This is a genomic window from Bacillus sp. EAC, assembly GCF_002156875.1.
Taxonomy (GTDB): domain Bacteria; phylum Bacillota; class Bacilli; order Bacillales; family Bacillaceae_G; genus Gottfriedia.
Window position 1 is genome coordinate 1 of record NZ_NCSY01000010.1, and the last position, 16,545, is coordinate 16,545.

Here is a 16,545-nt window from a genome sequence, read left to right on the forward strand (position 1 = left end):
GCCTTCCGCTTTTCCTACTGTCTAGTTCCAGGCGTTAGCTGCTCGAGGTCATAAGTCAATGACCGTAAAAGGTTAAAAAGACAACCTTTTACAGTCCTTGCCTTATTCTTGTCGCAGCTGAACAAACGCCTTCCGCTTTTCCTACTGTCTAGTTCCAGGCGTTAGCTGCTCGAGGTCATAAGTCAATGACCATAAAAGGTTAAAAAGACAACCTTTTACAGTCCCTGCCTTATGCTTGTCGCAGCTGAACAAACGCCTTCCACTTTTCATTACATAAACATAGTAGGTTGGAAGTCTATTGTTATTTGGAGTCTGCCTTTGTCTGTTTCTTCTTGGTAGTATTGTTGTATTTTGTTTAGAACGTCATAGAGTCCAGGCTCGGATTTGTATTTTACCACACATTGATAGCGAAAGTGGTCTTTTATTTTTGCTATTGGTGATGCGACTGGTCCTAATATTATTGATTGATTTGATAAGTGTTCTCTTAAGTAACTGGAAATTTGTTCGCTTACTTTTACTGTTTTTAGTAAATCAACATGAGAAATCGAGACTAAAACTAAGAAATAGAATGGTGGATAGCGAAAAGATCTCCTTATTTTCATTTCTTCTTCATAAAAGGCAACGAAGTTTTGAGATTTTGCTAATTCAATACTATAATGCTCTGGAGAATATGTTTGTATAACAACTTCACCTGGTTTTTCATGGCGACCAGCCCGTCCACTTACTTGGGTCAGCAAACTAAACGTTCGTTCACTTGCTCTAAAGTCTGGTAAATGTAATGAACTATCCGCTGCAAGAACTCCTACTAATGTAACATTTGGAAAATCAAGTCCCTTAGCAATCATTTGAGTTCCTAATAATATATCTGCTTCTCCATCTCCAAATTGCTTTAACATTTTTTCGTGTGCACCTTTTCGACTGGTTGTATCGTTATCCATTCGAATGACTCTCGCTTCAGGAAAATGCTGAGTAAGTGCTTCTTCTACTTTTTGAGTACCAGTTCCAAAAAATCGAATATGTTCACTTTGACAAGAGGTACACTGTTTTGGCATGTATGTTTCATACCCACAGTAATGGCATTTTAAATGATGATTATTTTTATGGTAGGTTAATGAAACCTCACAATGTGGACATTGAATTGTATAGCCACAATCTCTACACATCACGAACGAAGAATAACCTCGGCGATTTAAAAATAAGATGATTTGTTCTTTCTTTTCTAAACGATCGACAATTTTTTCATGTAGAGATGTAGAAAACATTGTCCGATTACCGATTTTTAATTGCTCTCTCATATCAACTATTTCTACTTCTGGCAATGGCCCTTGATTGACACGAACAGACATTGTATTAAGTTCATATACTCCTTTTTGGGCTCTTGCAAATGATTCAAGAGTTGGAGTTGCGCTTCCTAAAACGATTGGACAATGATGAAATTGTCCTCGCCAAATGGCAATATCTCTTGCATGATATCTCGGATGCTCGTCTTGTTTATAAGTTGTTTCATGCTCTTCATCAATGATGATAATGCCAATATTTTCGAAAGGAGCAAAAATAGCTGATCGTGCTCCCACAACAACTTTTACTTCTTTTCGTTGAATTTTTCTCCACTCATCATACTTCTCACCAATCGAAAGTCCACTATGAAGTACTGCTACGTCATTTCCAAATCTACTTTTAAATCGTCCAACTATTTGTGGTGTAAGTGAAATTTCTGGTACTAATACAATTGCTTCCTTTCCTTGTAAAAGGACTTCCTGAATCGTTTGCAAATATACTTCGGTTTTACCGCTTCCCGTTACGCCATGTAATAGATGTATTTTGTTTTGTTTCTCGTGAAAAGAAGATACAATCTGTTCAAATGCAGTTTGTTGTTCTTCCAACAATGCTAATGGCTTTGACTTTACAATTTCTTTCCCCACATATGGATCACGATAAACTTCAACTGTTTGAATAGAAATAACTTGTTTCTTCTCCAATGTCTTAATTGGTGAATCCGTAATACGAAGAAACTCTTTTAATTCCTTCATACTAGTTTGACCGTTCATTCTTAAATATTCAATGATGTCTTTTTGCTGTGGAGAAGATATTGATTCTAATTCTTCGTCCAACACTTTTAAAAGCGATACTACACGTTCTGTTTTTTTATTCGCTTTATTTTTCACTTCATACTCTATTTCTAGTAATCCATCTTTAATCGCTTTTTGAACTAGCGAAATTTTGCTAACTAAATCTTCAATCTCAGTCCATTCTCTTTTCTTTACAATTGAAAATAAAGTAGATAATTCCGGTACTAGTTTTTCATAAACATCGTCAGAAGTAATTTGTACATGCTTTTTATAAACTGCCTTTATAGCAGTTGGAAGCATAGCTTGATAGGCCGAAATTAAAAAACATAGAGTCTTTTCAGATATATAGGAACCAAGAAGTAAAAGTTCTTCTGTTAATACGGGCATTACATCTAGAACCTCTTCTATTTCTTTTACCTTTTCTAACTTGGTAGTTTCGTTAATAGAAAGAACGAAACCTTGAACTTTTCTAGGACCAAATGGAACAATCACTCTCATACCAGGTTGAATCGCATCTTGCCAACGGTCTGGAACTTTATAATCAAAAGGTCGATCAGTTTGTCTTACAGACACATCAACTAAAATTGATGCGTAAGTCATCTTAATTCCTCTTTTAATAAAGAATGTATTTCAAGTAGTATTTCTCTAGCTACTTCTTTTTTTGTCATGAGCGGTAGTGATTTCACGTTACCATTTCGGTTATAAATTGTTACGATATTCGTATCTGTTCCAAATCCTGCCCCGGCTTTTGTTACATCATTCGCAATAATCATATCTGCATTTTTCTTTAAAAGTTTTCCTTTTGCATATTCTTCCACTTGATCAGTTTCAGCAGCGAAACCAACTAAAATTTGATGCGATTTATTTTGACCTAATGAAAGAAGAATATCTTTTGTGCGTTTCATTGGTATTGAAAGTTCTTCATTACCCTTTTTTAATTTTTGATCGTACGTAATTGAAGGAGTATAGTCTGCCACAGCAGCAGTTTTAATGACAACATCCGCTTGAGCATAGTGAGACCAAATTGCATCATACATCTGCTCTGCTGATTCAACATTAATAACGTTACAACCATCTGGTGGTGTTAGATTAGTAGGTCCTGAAACTAGAATAACTTCAGCACCTAATGCAACTGCTACTTCAGCTAAGCTATAACCCATTTTTCCAGATGAGTAATTTGACAAATAACGAACTGGATCAATATTTTCTCGAGTTGGCCCTGCTGATATCACGATTCTTTTCCCTTTCAAAATGCCTGTTTCACTTTGAAAATAATCATTTACAGTTTGAACGATTTCTTCTGGTTCTGCTAATCTGCCCTTCCCTACGTACCCACATGCTAAATATCCTTCATTTGGTTCAATAAATTTAAAACCTAATTCTTTTAATGTATTCATGTTTTTTTGAACAATCGCGTGGTTGTACATATTCACATTCATTGCTGGAGCAATCCATACTGGCTTAGTAGCAGCAAGCAATGTAGTTGAAATCATCTCATCAGCCAATCCATTTGCTAGTTTCCCAATTGTATTTGCAGTAGCTGGTGCAACAATAATTAAATCTGGCCAATCCCCTAAATCAATATGAGCGATTTTCGAACTATCTTTTTCATCAAAAGTATCTATATATACATCATTTCTTGATAAAGCTTGAAACGTTAACGGTGTCACAAAATTTGTTGCCGAAGGACTCATCATGACCTTAACATTATATCCTGCTTGTACTAATTTACTTGTAAGAGCTGCTGCCTTATAAACAGCAATCCCACCTGTAACACATAATAGAATTTTTCTTTGTTCCATTTCACCCTTCACCCTTTCAAATCTTATTTTATCTATATAAATTGTCAAATAATAGGTCTTTTGGATGTACTATGTCTAAGATACCACAAATGAGTTTGAAATAAATGAAATCAAACTCACAAAAATAAGACTGTCCCTAAACTGCGTTTATCACCATGTCTTTAAGGAATAGTGTCGAGCACTAATTTGTCCTTTCAGTCATATGGAGATAATTGCAAATGTTTCGGGACAGCCTTGTCACACGTTCAAATATTAGTCTTCTTTTACTTCTTCCATTTTTCTGTAAGATAGAAGACCTGCATTAATTTCTTCTAACGCTTTACCTACAAATTTATCTGATACTGGTTTTTCTACACGTGAATCTTTGTTTACTTGCATTTCACGTGCACGTTTAGAAGCAACAGTTACAAGTGTGTATTTTGAATCTAATTTAGTTAATAAACGGTCAATCGAAGGATATAACATAGTTTATTCTGCCTCCATCATTCTTTTATAATAATTTGCAACTCGTTCACGCTTTAAGTGTTCACTAGTAATGATCGCTTTAATACGCTCGCAAGCTAATTCAACTTGGTCATTTTCAACTACATAATCATACGCATCCATCATTTCAATTTCTTCCTTGGCTGCATTCATACGATTCATAATAATTTCTTCTGTTTCAGTTCCTCTTGTCACAATACGATTTTGTAGTTCACTCATACTTGGAGGAGCTAAAAAGATAAAGATGCCTTCTGGGAAAGCTTTTTTAACTTGTAGTGCACCTTGCACTTCAATTTCTAAGAAAATATCTTTCCCATCATTTAATGTTTGTTCAACATAATCAATTGGGGTTCCATAGAAATTACCAACAAATTCTGCCCACTCTAGAAACTTATTTTCAGATATTCTCAATTGAAAATCATCTTTTGTCGTAAAGAAATAGTCTACACCATTTACTTCACCTTCGCGAGGATTTCTCGTAGTCATTGAAATACTATATTGTAAATCTAAATCCTTATTTTCAAAAATAGCTTTTCGTACAGTTCCTTTTCCAACACCAGATGGTCCAGAAAGTACGATTAATAAGCCTCTTTCATGCCTCATACATGACCCTACCCTTCTAATCTATAGACAGTTTAAATCATTAAAGGTCAATCCATTATATCATCCCTGAGTTAGAGTCGATTAATCAAATTAACTAGTCTTCTAATTCACATTGTTACCAGATCGAACCTCTATAAAACAAAACTTTTCTAACATTATTCGATATTTTGGACTTGCTCTCTAATTTTTTCGAGATTATTTTTAATTTCGACAACTTGTTTTGATATTTCTAATGAGTTCGCTTTTGAACCAATGGTATTGACCTCACGATTCATCTCTTGAACAATGAAATCTAATTTTCTTCCGATTGATTCTTTAATTTGTAATGTTTCATTAAAAAGATCTAAATGACTAGCTAGTCGAACTAATTCTTCAGATATATCACAACGATCGGCAAAAAGCATCATTTCTGTTAATAATCTTTGCTCATCTATATTTGTTAATTCAATTTCAGCTAATTTTGATTGAAGTTTTTCTCGATAAGATTTCAAAACAAGAGGAGCATGAGTTGCAATTTGTTTCTTACATACTTCAATTGCTCTTAATCTTTCAATCAAATCTTTTTTTAATTGACTACCTTCTTTACATTTCACATCATAAAATTGTTTACATGCATCTTTTGTAGTCGTTAATAATAACTGTTCAAAATTATCATTAATTTGTTCTACTTCACTTACAGTAGTAACTTCAGGCAGTTTTAACAAATCAATCGGATTATACGATGCTTTGTCTTGCCCATTTCCTGTTAGGTTTTCAATAGCTTCTTTATACTGTTTGATTAAGCCTTCATCTATTTGTAATGTACGTAGTAACAAACCTTCAATTGTAACAAAAACTTCAACACGGCCTCGACTTGTATACTCAGATACGATCTTTTTAATCGAATCTTCATAAGCTAACAATTGCCTCGGCATTCTCACGATTGTTTCTAAATATCGATGATTTACTGCTTTCATTTCAATATGTATTTTGTACTGTTCATTTGACAAAATGGCTTTTCCATACCCTGTCATACTTACAACCATTGTTTCACTTCCAATACACAAATTTTCTCTCTATCTTTTAGTATGTATACGGCTTTAAATTTATAAAAGAGAAAAGGTAATAGAGCATACCTCTACTACCTTAAGGAATTATATCATATTTTAAAATTGGAATCCATTTTGTTCTAAAATTATTTTTTCTTAGTAAATAAAGCGCCTACCAGCATGAATGTAGGAACTGCAGATAGTCCACCAATTAAGAACCAATCTCTTAGTTGAATTGGAAGAGTTTTAAAAATAGGCTGCAATGGAGGATAGTATATTACGACGAGCATTAATAATAACGATACAAATACTGCTCCGATTAGATACATATTTCCGAATACGTTTCGATGGAATATTGAATGCTCACTTCTACAATCAAATACATGGATTAATTGAGCTAATACTAAAGTTGCAAATGCTACTGTTTGTGCATATTCTAATTGTTCTGGATGTTGATTATACGAAATAATAAACGCTAACAAGGTTACAATACCTATTAAAAATCCTCTTGAAATAATCTTCCAACCTAATCCTCTAGCAAATATTCCTTCTGTAACAGAACGAGGGCTTCTTTTCATAACGTCGTCTTCAGCGGAATCCACACCTAAGGCCATTGCTGGCAATCCATCTGTCACTAGATTTACCCATAAAATTTGAACCGGAACAAGTGGCAGTGGTAAAGCTAATAACATTGCGAACAACATAACTAATATTTCTCCAACATTCGATGCTAATAAATATCGGATAAATTTCCGAATATTACTGTATATATTCCGTCCTTCTTTAATTGCAGACTTTATCGTTGCAAAATTGTCATCAAGTAAGACAAGTGCAGAAGCTTCTTTCGCAACATCTGTACCTGTTATTCCCATTGAAATTCCAATATCTGCTGCTTTAATTGCTGGAGCATCATTAACACCATCACCTGTCATGGCAACAATATGTCCATTCGCTTGTAATGCTTTTACAATTTTTAATTTATGTTCAGGTGAAACTCTTGCAAAAACTGCCGTATCCTCAACAAATTCTTGAATTTGTTCGATTGATAAAGAATCTAACTCTTTTCCTTCTACGACTCTTCCATTCTCTCTTAATACGCCTAGTTTCCTAGCAATACTAGAAGCTGTTAATTTATGGTCACCAGTTATCATAATTGTTTTAATTCCAGCTTCTTTACACTCTTGTACTGCTTGTGCAACCTCTGCTCTTGGTGGATCAATCATACCTTGTAAACCGATAAACGTTAAATTATTTTCAAGATCACGTTCGTTTAATACAGCATTCGCACTTAAAGGTTTGTATGCTATCGCAATCGTACGTAATGCATTATTTGCATAAGATGAAATTGTATTTTCAACTGCATTTTGTCTAAAAGTATTTAGTTGTTCTTCTCTTTCGTGCCATAAAATTGTATTACATCTTGAAAGCAAAACGTCAGGTGCACCTTTTGTAACTACAAATTGTTCTCCACTTCGATTCTTCACAACAACTGTCATCATTTTACGAGTACTATCAAAAGGAATTTCATGAATTCTTGAAAAATGACCATTTATATATTCACGATCAATCCCTGCCTTATATCCTGCAACAACAATTGCACCCTCTGTAGGATCACCATCTAAATAAACCTCTTTTTTCTTCTGTATCAATTGTGCATCACTACAAATTGAACCAAAGACTAATGTTTGAAATAATTGTTTATTTAACGTTGGATTAATTGAGCGTTCATTATATTTAAACTCTCCGTCAACTACATACCCGTTTCCAGATACGTCAAAGCTTGACCCACCTGTCCAAATATTCGTAACAGTCATCTTATTTTCTGTCATTGTTCCGGTCTTATCAGAACAGATCACAGAAGCACATCCTAAAGTCTCAACTGCTTGAAGTTTTCGTACAATTGCTTTCTTTTTAATCATCCGTTGAACACCTAGTGATAATGCAACGGTAACAATTGCAGGAAGCCCTTCTGGGATTGCAGCAACAGCCAAAGACACACCTGCTAAAAACATATGATAAAGTTCATTTCCTTGATAAACTCCAATAAATACAACAAGGGCAGTTAAAAATAATGCAAGAACAATTAAAATCTTACCTAATTGCTCTAATCTTCTTTGTAACGGCGTCACGATTGAGTCAGTATTTTGAAGCAAGTCAGCAATTTGACCCATAGCGGTTTTCATTCCTGTTGAAACAACAACACCTTTACCGTGTCCACGAGTAACAAGAGTTCCCATAAACCCCATATTATCTTGGTCACCAATACCAACATCATCAGATTGAATTGATTCAAATCTTTTTTGTACAGGTAACGACTCACCTGTCAGTGCTGATTCCTCTATGTATAAACTTGATGCTTCGATTATGCGAATATCAGCACCAATCCGATCGCCACTTGAAAACTTAATAATATCCCCAACGACTAAATCTTTCGAAGGCAGTTTTTTATACTGACCATTTCTTAATACATTAACTTGGGGAGCAGCAAGCTCTTTTAAAGCCTCTAATGATTTTTCTGCTTTTGCTTCTTGAAAATAGCCTAAAATCCCGTTAATTAGAACAATGGCCAGAATGGCAACTGCATCAACAACTTCCTTTAAAAAGATTGATATGATTGTTGCACCCAAAAGTACGAACACCATAAAATCATTAAACTGATTAAGGAATAAGACAAGTTTGGAAGTTTTCTCAGATTCCCTTAATTCATTTGGTCCAAACGTTTCAAGTCTTTTTCTTACTTCATCATCAGTTAAACCGGAGGAAACATTTGTATTCGTTACGTTTAGGACTTCTTCCGCTCTCATCCGATAAAAATTCATTTCTCGTTCACCCCTAAATATACATTAGGTAAGTTGTCCCCCTTACCTCTCATAAAAGCATATTCAGACTCGTCCAAATAAATGATATAATGATGAAAAATAAATACTGCTTAAAGACGAACGGAATTATATGACAAGTCTGATTGAAGTATTGTAAAATCAATACCTTAATGGTTTTGATTTAAAAATAAAGAACCTACATTAATCATATTAATGTTTGATAGATTAGGAAGTGAGACAATGTCTTTTGATGGACTTTTTACAGGAGCAATGACAAATGAAGTTGCTTCGAAAATAACAACTGGAAGAATTTCAAAAATAGTTCAACCAAGTATGTATGAAGTGCTTTTAACGATTCGTGCAAATGGTGCAAATTATAAACTTTTACTAAGCGCACACCCGAGTTATGCAAGATTTCATTTAACCGAACAAAACTATGACACACCATCAGATCCACCAATGTTTACAATGGTTTTAAGAAAACATTTAAATGGTGGGTTTATCGAAAGTATTTCACAACTTGAACATGAACGAATTATCAGTTTTAAAATTCGTAGCAGAAATGAAATTGGTGACGAACAATTACGAACGTTAAATATTGAGTTAATGGGTAGACATAGCAACATCATTTTAATTGATGAAGAACGAAATATTATTTTAGATAGTATTAAACATGTGCCAATGGCAGTCAATCGACACAGAATCATTCAACCTGGAGCTACTTATATTGCGCCACCAACACAAGAAAAATTAGATCCTTACCAAATCATAAATGAAGTTGAATTTAACCAGTTAATAAATCAACATGATATGTCACCAGCTCAAGCAATTGTTCAACAATTCTCAGGTATCTCACCACTCCTAGCAAATGAAATTGTTTATAGAGGTAAAGAAAATCTATTTGAGTCGTTTAAAGTTGTAATGGGTGACATACAACATGGTAACTATTCTCCATCACTTTATCGATCTGAATCAAAAGAACAATTTTATTTTATTGGACTTTCTCATTTAAAAGCCGAACAAACAATTTTTCCAAACTTAAGTGAACTATTAGATGTTTTTTACTTTGGAAAAGCTGAACGCGACAGAGTAAAGCAACAAAGTGGTGATTTAGAAAAAATTCTGCAAAATGAGCTAGCTAAAAATAAGAAAAAAATCAAAAAATTAAATAGAAGTTTAGAAGATACTGAGAAGGCTGAGAAAATTCAACTACAGGGTGAATTACTTACAGCTAATATGTATGCGATAAAAAAAGGGATGAAAGAAATCGAAGTGGTAAATTATTATGATGAAGAAGGTGCAACCATTGTCATACCACTATCACCATTAAAAACTCCTTCTGAAAATGCACAAAGTTATTTTACAAAGTATACAAAATTAAAAAATTCTGTAGCACATATCAAAGAACAAATTAACCTGACAAATGAGGAGAACCACTATTTAGAAACGGTCTTACAACAAATCGAATCTGCATCACCAAGAGACCTAGAAGAAATTAGGGAAGAATTAGCTGAAACAGGCTACGTAAGAAAAAGAAAATCTAAAAAGGCACAAAAAACATCTAAACAAAAAGTTACACTAGATGAATATCTTTCATCAACAGGTGAGTTATTACTAGTCGGTAAAAATAATAAACAAAATGATTATTTAACAAATAAACTTGCTAGTCGGGATGAGCTTTGGTTCCATACGAAAGAAATTCCTGGATCCCACGTTGTCATCCGAGCTAAAGATCCAAGTGAAACTGCCATAAAAGAAGCAGCAATTATCGCTGCCTATTTTAGCAAAGCCCGACAATCTAGTTCAGTACCAGTTGATTATACGGAAATAAGACATGTCAAAAAACCAAACGGATCGAAACCAGGCTTTGTCATCTATGAACAAAACAATACGGTTTATGTTACACCTGATGAAGAACTAGTAATAAAATTAAAGAAATAATAAAAGGTGTCCTTAAATTGGACACCTTTTTTGAATTAATGAATCCCTCTAAGTATTCATTATAAGTATGTTTCTAAATTTCCTAAACACTTTAATTGATACGAACTCAATTTACGATTGATGTTATTCCAATCGATGCGCTATATATGATCCAATTAATAAAACAAGCCCAAAAGCTACTCCTATTATCAGATTAAAATATACTTCATTTTCTTTAACATATTTAATAATGAAAATCGTTCCAAATAATAAAAGTGCTGTAATCCCAAAATATTTCAAAACATCCTTCATTTTCCCCATTTATATCACCCCACAAAGATGATTTATGTTTCGATACAATTATTTATAGTCATGTTTTTTATAAAAATGTAAAGAAAAGTCATTTTTATTGAAAAATTAAGGTAAAATAATCATTTATTCTAATAAATCCTAGCATTTAGATAGGCTTTGTACTAGCAAACTGTTGAAATTGATAATGATTGGGGCACAAAGGTGCGAGACTTCATTAGGAGTAGCGGTACTGGCCAGTTAAATACCTGGATACTAAGCCTAATACCAACGGATAGCAAGCATCCTAAAGTAGATATCTTCAAAATTCATTATTTAATAGCAACAAAGATTACGAAAATTGCCTAAAAAAAAGATAAGCTATAAAAGCTCATCTTTTACTTATCAATCTATTTAATGCTGTTTTCATTTTCTCAATGTATTGTTGATCGTGATTTGAGCACATAAACTTGATTGACGAGTTACCTTGAGTTTTTAATTGATTATTATCTGATAATAAGTGAATAAGTCTATTCACTGTTCCAATACTGCCATCAACAATCTGAACATCTGGTAAGATCTTCTTTAAAATATCTCTATAAAAAGGATAATGTGTACATCCAAGTACGACCGTTCCATATGAATGGATACTAAATGTTGAAAGTTTACTTTTAAAATAATCAATCATTACGTTTTCATCAAAATTTAGATTTTCACAATAACGGACTAGTTCTGGAAGTGGTAATGAATCGACAATACTTTGATCGTCTACTCGAGAAATTAATTCATTATACTTTGTCTGTTTCAATGTTAATGGAGTAGCCATAACTAATACTCTTTTGCCTGTTGTGCGGTTCATTTCAACTGCTGGTTTAACAGCAGGTTCCATACCAATTATAGGAAAGTTATACATCGCTCTTAATTCAGAAACTGCAATACTAGTTGCCGTATTACAAGCGATTACTAACGCCTTAACATCTTCCTCTATAATCATTTCAACTGATTGTTTTACAAATGCACTGACTTCTTCTTTTGATTTGGTACCATAAGGAACATGCAGTGTATCTGCAAAATATACAAATTCTTCATTGGGCAACTTTTTCATTGCTTCATTTAAAACAGTTAACCCACCGATGCCTGAGTCAAAAAATGCAATTTTCATTTTGTTCACCTAATAATAATAGATTTAATGAATTCCTATATGTAATGTTAAATATACTTAAACTTTATAGATTGGAGTATTCATTATAAACTGTCTATAAATAAATTAACCTAAAAGGAGTGTAATGTAAATTTTTCAGAAAAATATTTTTCATTTAACTAATTTAGTTAAAAATTATTGTATTCGGATTATACTTCTAAAAATGTATTAGGATATTTAATGACCCCTTCAACATTAGCGAGTGAGTTTTCTTTTAGTTCTAGAACCATAAAAACCTCATCTCTTACATGAAATGGTGCCTTAATTCCTTTTGAACTTGCAGGTACAAAGCCAAACTTCGGGTAGAATGTTGGATGCCCTAATACGACCACTGACTCCCATCCAAACTGTTTACAACGTTCTAGCCCTTCGTTTACTAGAGAAGAACCAATTCCTAGATTTTGAAAATCTGGTTTGACTGCCATAGGTGCCAAAGCAATCGATTCAACTTGTCCATTTATTGTCTCAATCGTTATACGACTAAATAAGATATGTCCTATAATTCCGTTTACATCTGATTCAGCTACAATCGATAAATTTGGATTAAACAGACTAGATTTTCGTAGATTCTCTATTAAATTCGATTCATTTTCGCCACCAAATGCTAGATTATTCACTTCTCTTATAGCAAAAAAATCAGCGGTTTTTTCTGATCTTATATGAAACATTTATTTTCTCCTTAAAAAGTTAGTTGATTCTACTAATTATGTCACTTTTTTGAAGTTAACTCTATGATAAGATATTATAATAAAATTCAATAATAAGGTGTTGAGTAATTTGCTTGAAGAAACGTTAAAGATTTTTGATGAAAATAGACATCAGATTGGTGAGGCTACTCGTGATGACGTACATAAAAATGGATATTGGCATGAGACATTCCAATGCTGGTTAATTAGTATAGAAAATGATCAGGCATCAATCTATTTTCAAATTAGAAGTAAAACAAAGAAAGATTTCCCTAATTTATTGGATATTACGGCTGCAGGCCATATTTTATCAAATGAAACTGTTGAAGATGGGATTAGGGAAGTTAAAGAAGAGCTAGGGATTGAAGTGAATTTTGATGAAGTTATATCACTAGGAGTTGTCAAAAATAAAATTGTTTTAGACGATTTTATTGATAATGAATTTAGTCATATTTTCTTATTAAAAAGTGATCAGCCTTTTACAGAATTTAAACTTCAAAAATCAGAGGTTTCAGGCATTGTGAAATCCAATTTTAATGATTTTTATAATTTTGCTCTAGATTTAAAAGAATCCATACAAATAGAAGGATTTGAAATAAATGATCATGATGAAAAAATCTTAATAAACAAAACTGTCAGCAAAGAACAATTTGTTTCACATGAGAATGAATACCTACTAAGGGTAGTAGAGTTATTAAAAGAACAACTTTAAGACATGAAAGGACGCCTGCACTTTTAAAATGAAGGCGTCTCTAGTTTCACTTATCAAATTACAAATAATCCTTCAAATACATTTTCTCTCAATATACTACCCTCTTACTATTTGCTTTAGTTAACGCCTGTTCTATATCTTCTACTATGTCCTCCCATGCCTCTAGTCCGACAGATATTCGTAGCAAATTATCGGTAATGCCCATTATTTGCTGTAACTCTCTTGGCACAACGGCATGAGTCATCGTAGCAGGGTGTTGAATTAATGTTTCAGTATCACCAAGACTCACTGCAATTTTTATCATCTTTAGATTATTTAGAATTTCTTGCGTTTCGTCTTTTGTCCCATCAACTGTAAAAGCAATAACACCTCCACCTTTTCTCATTTGCTTAGTGGAAATATAATAGTCTGGATTATTTGGATCACCTGGGTAGAATACATCACAAATCTTTGGATGTGATTGCAAAAATTCAACCACTTTTACTGCATTATCACAATGGCGATCCATACGTACTGCTAATGTCTTTAATCCACGCAATAGCAGCCACGCATCAAACGGAGACATAATACCGCCTGTATCCTTCCTTACGGGTGTCATTTGTTCAGCAAGTTCCTTTGTTTTGCACACAACAATTCCTGCAATCACGTCTCCATGACCACCGATATATTTCGTTGCACTATGCAACACAATATCACAACCTAGCGTTAATGGCTTTTGCAAATATGGCGAACAAAATGTATTATCCACAACCACTGTAATTTGTTTTTTCTTTGCAACTGCCACTACTTTCTCAATATCGATGACCTTCATGGTCGGATTAATCGGCGTTTCTATAAAAATGACCTTTGTATTGTCTTTGATCACGTCCATTAGTTCTTCTTCTGTCGCCATATCACTGAAGTCATGCTGTACGCCAAATTTTCTCTCCATCATTTCTAATAAACCAAATGTACATCCATATATACCCTTTGAGCATACGATATGATCACCAGCATTAATTAAAGAAAACAAGGTAGTAGATACAGCAGCCATGCCAGACCCAAAAGCCAATGCAGCTTCTCCCTCTTCTAAGGCAGCCATCCGTTCCTCCAAAATATGAACTGTTGGATTTCCTAACCTTGAGTAAATATAGTCATTGGTTTCCCCACTAAAGCTTTTTTCTCCATGCTGTGCGGTGGGAAATGTATAAGTCGATGTCTGAAATAACGGTGGTGTTAAGCTCCCTTGATACTCCCTTGATTGATATCCTTCGTGTATGAGCATCGTATCCATCTGTTTGTTCTTCATTTCAAGCTAGCTCCTCTCCATGAAAATTCAAAGTCATTCTATTTTATGAAAACGCTTTCTTTATTGTTCGATATTACATTCTACAAAAAACTGACAATTTCCTGCACAACATTTTTGATAAATCAGTTTTATTTAGCCAATTTTAGTCAGTAATACTCTTTATCTATTTTTAAAGATCAGTTTAAAACCAAAAACCTTCGATCACTTTAACGAAGGTTTTTAATGAAAACTAATTCAAATTAATAAATGATTCGAATACCTATAAAACTTCCGATTAACAAAATAACTGGTAGTAAACAAATTATTATACTAATTTTTGAAGGATTACAAAACAAACCGAAAAGAAACGAAATCCCACTGAATAATAGGATAAAAAATATAGGATCAAAAACTTCAAGTTCAAAAAATACTTTACTCCAAATAATGGCCGATAGAAATGAAAAAATTATAATATGTGCTATATAATTCCACTTTTTATTTGATAAGTAAATCAAGAAATAAACTAGATACGTTATGAATGTAGTAATGTATATAAAAGGTATGCTAATCAATATCACAAAGAATAAACTATCCAAAAAGGACCCCGAACCAATGAAACTCATAAAGCCAACATAACCTACAGATGAACTCGACCCAACGTTATTTTCTATGAAATAAAACAAAAGGTTAATCGATATAAACATAAGGTAGGAAATTGATGAACTTACAAAATATAAAAAAATTTTCGATTCACTTTTCTCCATTCACTCATTCCTTTTACAGCTTTTTTCAGATGATTTTTTGAACAGTATAAATAATTCCTGCAATTAAAAAGGAAATTAAACCGATTACTCCAGTCCAAAGAGAAAATTTAATATTAGACATTCGATGTTCCTTTGTTTCTGAATGAAAATTTGCTCGCTGTTGATCACCACTTACAAACACGCCGGATACAATTCCAGATAATCCTACACCTATAATTCCTACTAAAATAAATAGATTCATAATTTGCATATTATTTATCCCTTTCTTCTTTGGAAAATTAACCCATTTTATATCTATATTCTATATAACTTTTCTTAAGTCCTGCTAGGGTTTTACCTAACCAGTTTCTACTTATCATGTCACGGATTCTCTGTCAAAACACCGTTTCAAAAACAACTTTATAATATAAAAATACCATTGCCTAAAAATAGAAAAACCCTAATCTTTCAATTAGGGTCTTAACATTATTTAATCTTTTTACTATATGAAAAAGAAAGTTTATCATATTCCATTTTATCTTCGTAAAAACGATGTGCGTCAATTCTTTGCAGACCTGATTGGAGCGTAATCAATTGACAGCCATGCTTTTTGCCAAATTCATATAGATAATCTAGAAGTTGTTTACCATGTCCAGAAGAGCGTTTAGTTTCATCGGTCACTAAATCGTACACAAAAACATGCTTTCCATTATAGAGATTCGTTAGTATTATAATTCCTGCAACAGCAACTGTCACACCATTTTCTTCTAAACCAATTAAATGATAACCTTCCTTTTTCATCTCTTCATATAGCTCAAAAAAAGATTGTTCATCTAAATGAGTTCGGAGTTGTTTTAAGACGTGAAACCCCTTAACTAAATCATCCTTCGACTCATAATGTTTAATGAAAGTATGGCTGTTCAT

The 16,545-nt window shown here is 33.2% G+C and carries 14 protein-coding genes; 2 read left to right on the top strand and 12 right to left on the bottom strand.

All coding sequences use genetic code 11. From position 1 onward, the window contains the following. Positions 1-269: 269 nt before the first annotated feature. The 6 genes from priA to B7R65_RS16070 all read right to left on the bottom strand — a co-directional run bounded on the left by priA (position 270) and on the right by B7R65_RS16070 (position 8,804). Complete coding sequence (gene priA, locus B7R65_RS16045) at positions 270-2,669, bottom strand: primosomal protein N' (RefSeq protein ID WP_088043851.1); 2,400 nt, start codon at positions 2,667-2,669, stop codon at positions 270-272. Next, positions 2,666-3,871, bottom strand: a complete 1,206-nt coding sequence (gene coaBC / locus B7R65_RS16050) for a bifunctional phosphopantothenoylcysteine decarboxylase/phosphopantothenate--cysteine ligase CoaBC (RefSeq protein WP_088043852.1) — start codon at positions 3,869-3,871, stop codon at positions 2,666-2,668. The genes priA and coaBC overlap by 4 nt, the downstream gene beginning before the upstream one ends. Positions 3,872-4,123: 252 nt before the next feature. Beyond that, positions 4,124-4,336, bottom strand: a complete 213-nt coding sequence (gene rpoZ / locus B7R65_RS16055; protein WP_088043853.1) for a DNA-directed RNA polymerase subunit omega — start codon at positions 4,334-4,336, stop codon at positions 4,124-4,126. A 3-nt stretch (positions 4,337-4,339) separates the two neighbouring features. Continuing rightward, positions 4,340-4,957 (bottom strand): guanylate kinase, encoded by a 618-nt coding sequence (gmk, locus tag B7R65_RS16060; RefSeq protein ID WP_088043854.1) that lies wholly within the window; start codon positions 4,955-4,957, stop codon positions 4,340-4,342. Positions 4,958-5,112: 155 nt separating this feature from the next. Next, entirely contained in the window at positions 5,113-5,982 is an 870-nt protein-coding gene (locus tag B7R65_RS16065; protein WP_088043855.1) for a YicC/YloC family endoribonuclease, read from the bottom strand. A gap of 149 nt (positions 5,983-6,131) precedes the next feature. Continuing rightward, positions 6,132-8,804: a calcium-translocating P-type ATPase, SERCA-type gene (locus tag B7R65_RS16070; RefSeq protein ID WP_088043856.1), complete on the bottom strand. Its 2,673-nt coding sequence runs from the start codon at positions 8,802-8,804 to the stop codon at positions 6,132-6,134. A 240-nt stretch (positions 8,805-9,044) separates the two neighbouring features. On the opposite strand from B7R65_RS16070, the gene B7R65_RS16075 reads away from it, so the two are divergent. Next, on the top strand, positions 9,045-10,745 hold the full coding sequence (locus B7R65_RS16075; protein WP_088043857.1) for an Rqc2 family fibronectin-binding protein: 1,701 nt from the start codon (positions 9,045-9,047) through the stop codon (positions 10,743-10,745). A gap of 123 nt (positions 10,746-10,868) precedes the next feature. On the opposite strand, the gene B7R65_RS21395 is transcribed toward B7R65_RS16075, so the two are convergent. From B7R65_RS21395 to B7R65_RS16085, 3 genes are all read right to left on the bottom strand, one after another. Next, positions 10,869-11,045 (bottom strand): hypothetical protein, encoded by a 177-nt coding sequence (locus B7R65_RS21395; RefSeq protein ID WP_179194899.1) that lies wholly within the window; start codon positions 11,043-11,045, stop codon positions 10,869-10,871. A 358-nt stretch (positions 11,046-11,403) separates the two neighbouring features. Continuing rightward, positions 11,404-12,174, bottom strand: coding sequence for a glutamate racemase (gene murI, locus B7R65_RS16080; RefSeq protein WP_088043858.1), 771 nt, complete (start codon positions 12,172-12,174; stop codon positions 11,404-11,406). Positions 12,175-12,362: 188 nt separating this feature from the next. Next, positions 12,363-12,881 (bottom strand): GNAT family N-acetyltransferase, encoded by a 519-nt coding sequence (locus B7R65_RS16085; RefSeq protein ID WP_088043859.1) that lies wholly within the window; start codon positions 12,879-12,881, stop codon positions 12,363-12,365. A gap of 109 nt (positions 12,882-12,990) precedes the next feature. Here B7R65_RS16085 and B7R65_RS16090 point away from each other — a divergent pair, with 109 nt between their 5' ends. Continuing rightward, on the top strand, positions 12,991-13,611 hold the full coding sequence (locus tag B7R65_RS16090) for an NUDIX hydrolase (protein ID WP_088043860.1): 621 nt from the start codon (positions 12,991-12,993) through the stop codon (positions 13,609-13,611). Positions 13,612-13,699: 88 nt separating this feature from the next. Here B7R65_RS16090 and megL read toward each other — a convergent pair whose 3' ends face one another. The 3 genes from megL to B7R65_RS16110 all read right to left on the bottom strand — a co-directional run bounded on the left by megL (position 13,700) and on the right by B7R65_RS16110 (position 16,545). After that, a complete protein-coding gene (gene megL, locus B7R65_RS16095; protein WP_088043861.1) occupies positions 13,700-14,899 on the bottom strand; it encodes a methionine gamma-lyase in 1,200 nt (399 codons plus the stop codon). Positions 14,900-15,667: 768 nt separating this feature from the next. Continuing rightward, positions 15,668-15,883, bottom strand: a complete 216-nt coding sequence (locus tag B7R65_RS16105; protein ID WP_218780447.1) for a DUF5316 family protein — start codon at positions 15,881-15,883, stop codon at positions 15,668-15,670. Positions 15,884-16,107: 224 nt separating this feature from the next. Then, on the bottom strand, positions 16,108-16,545 hold the full coding sequence (locus tag B7R65_RS16110; protein ID WP_088043864.1) for a GNAT family N-acetyltransferase: 438 nt from the start codon (positions 16,543-16,545) through the stop codon (positions 16,108-16,110).

Bases quoted from the DNA above. Each gene is read 5' to 3' on its own strand.
- priA (WP_088043851.1), bottom strand. From the start codon at position 2,669: ATGACTTACGCATCAATTTTAGTTGATGTGTCTGTAAGACAAACTGAT.
- coaBC (WP_088043852.1), bottom strand. From the start codon at position 3,871: ATGGAACAAAGAAAAATTCTATTATGTGTTACAGGTGGGATTGCTGTT.
- rpoZ (WP_088043853.1), bottom strand. From the start codon at position 4,336: ATGTTATATCCTTCGATTGACCGTTTATTAACTAAATTAGATTCAAAA.
- gmk (WP_088043854.1), bottom strand. From the start codon at position 4,957: ATGAGGCATGAAAGAGGCTTATTAATCGTACTTTCTGGACCATCTGGT.
- B7R65_RS16065 (WP_088043855.1), bottom strand. From the start codon at position 5,982: ATGGTTGTAAGTATGACAGGGTATGGAAAAGCCATTTTGTCAAATGAA.
- B7R65_RS16070 (WP_088043856.1), bottom strand. From the start codon at position 8,804: ATGAATTTTTATCGGATGAGAGCGGAAGAAGTCCTAAACGTAACGAAT.
- B7R65_RS16075 (WP_088043857.1), top strand. From the start codon at position 9,045: ATGTCTTTTGATGGACTTTTTACAGGAGCAATGACAAATGAAGTTGCT.
- B7R65_RS21395 (WP_179194899.1), bottom strand. From the start codon at position 11,045: ATGGGGAAAATGAAGGATGTTTTGAAATATTTTGGGATTACAGCACTT.
- murI (WP_088043858.1), bottom strand. From the start codon at position 12,174: ATGAAAATTGCATTTTTTGACTCAGGCATCGGTGGGTTAACTGTTTTA.
- B7R65_RS16085 (WP_088043859.1), bottom strand. From the start codon at position 12,881: ATGTTTCATATAAGATCAGAAAAAACCGCTGATTTTTTTGCTATAAGA.
- megL (WP_088043861.1), bottom strand. From the start codon at position 14,899: ATGAAGAACAAACAGATGGATACGATGCTCATACACGAAGGATATCAA.
- B7R65_RS16105 (WP_218780447.1), bottom strand. From the start codon at position 15,883: ATGAATCTATTTATTTTAGTAGGAATTATAGGTGTAGGATTATCTGGA.
- B7R65_RS16110 (WP_088043864.1), bottom strand. From the start codon at position 16,545: ATGAACAGCCATACTTTCATTAAACATTATGAGTCGAAGGATGATTTA.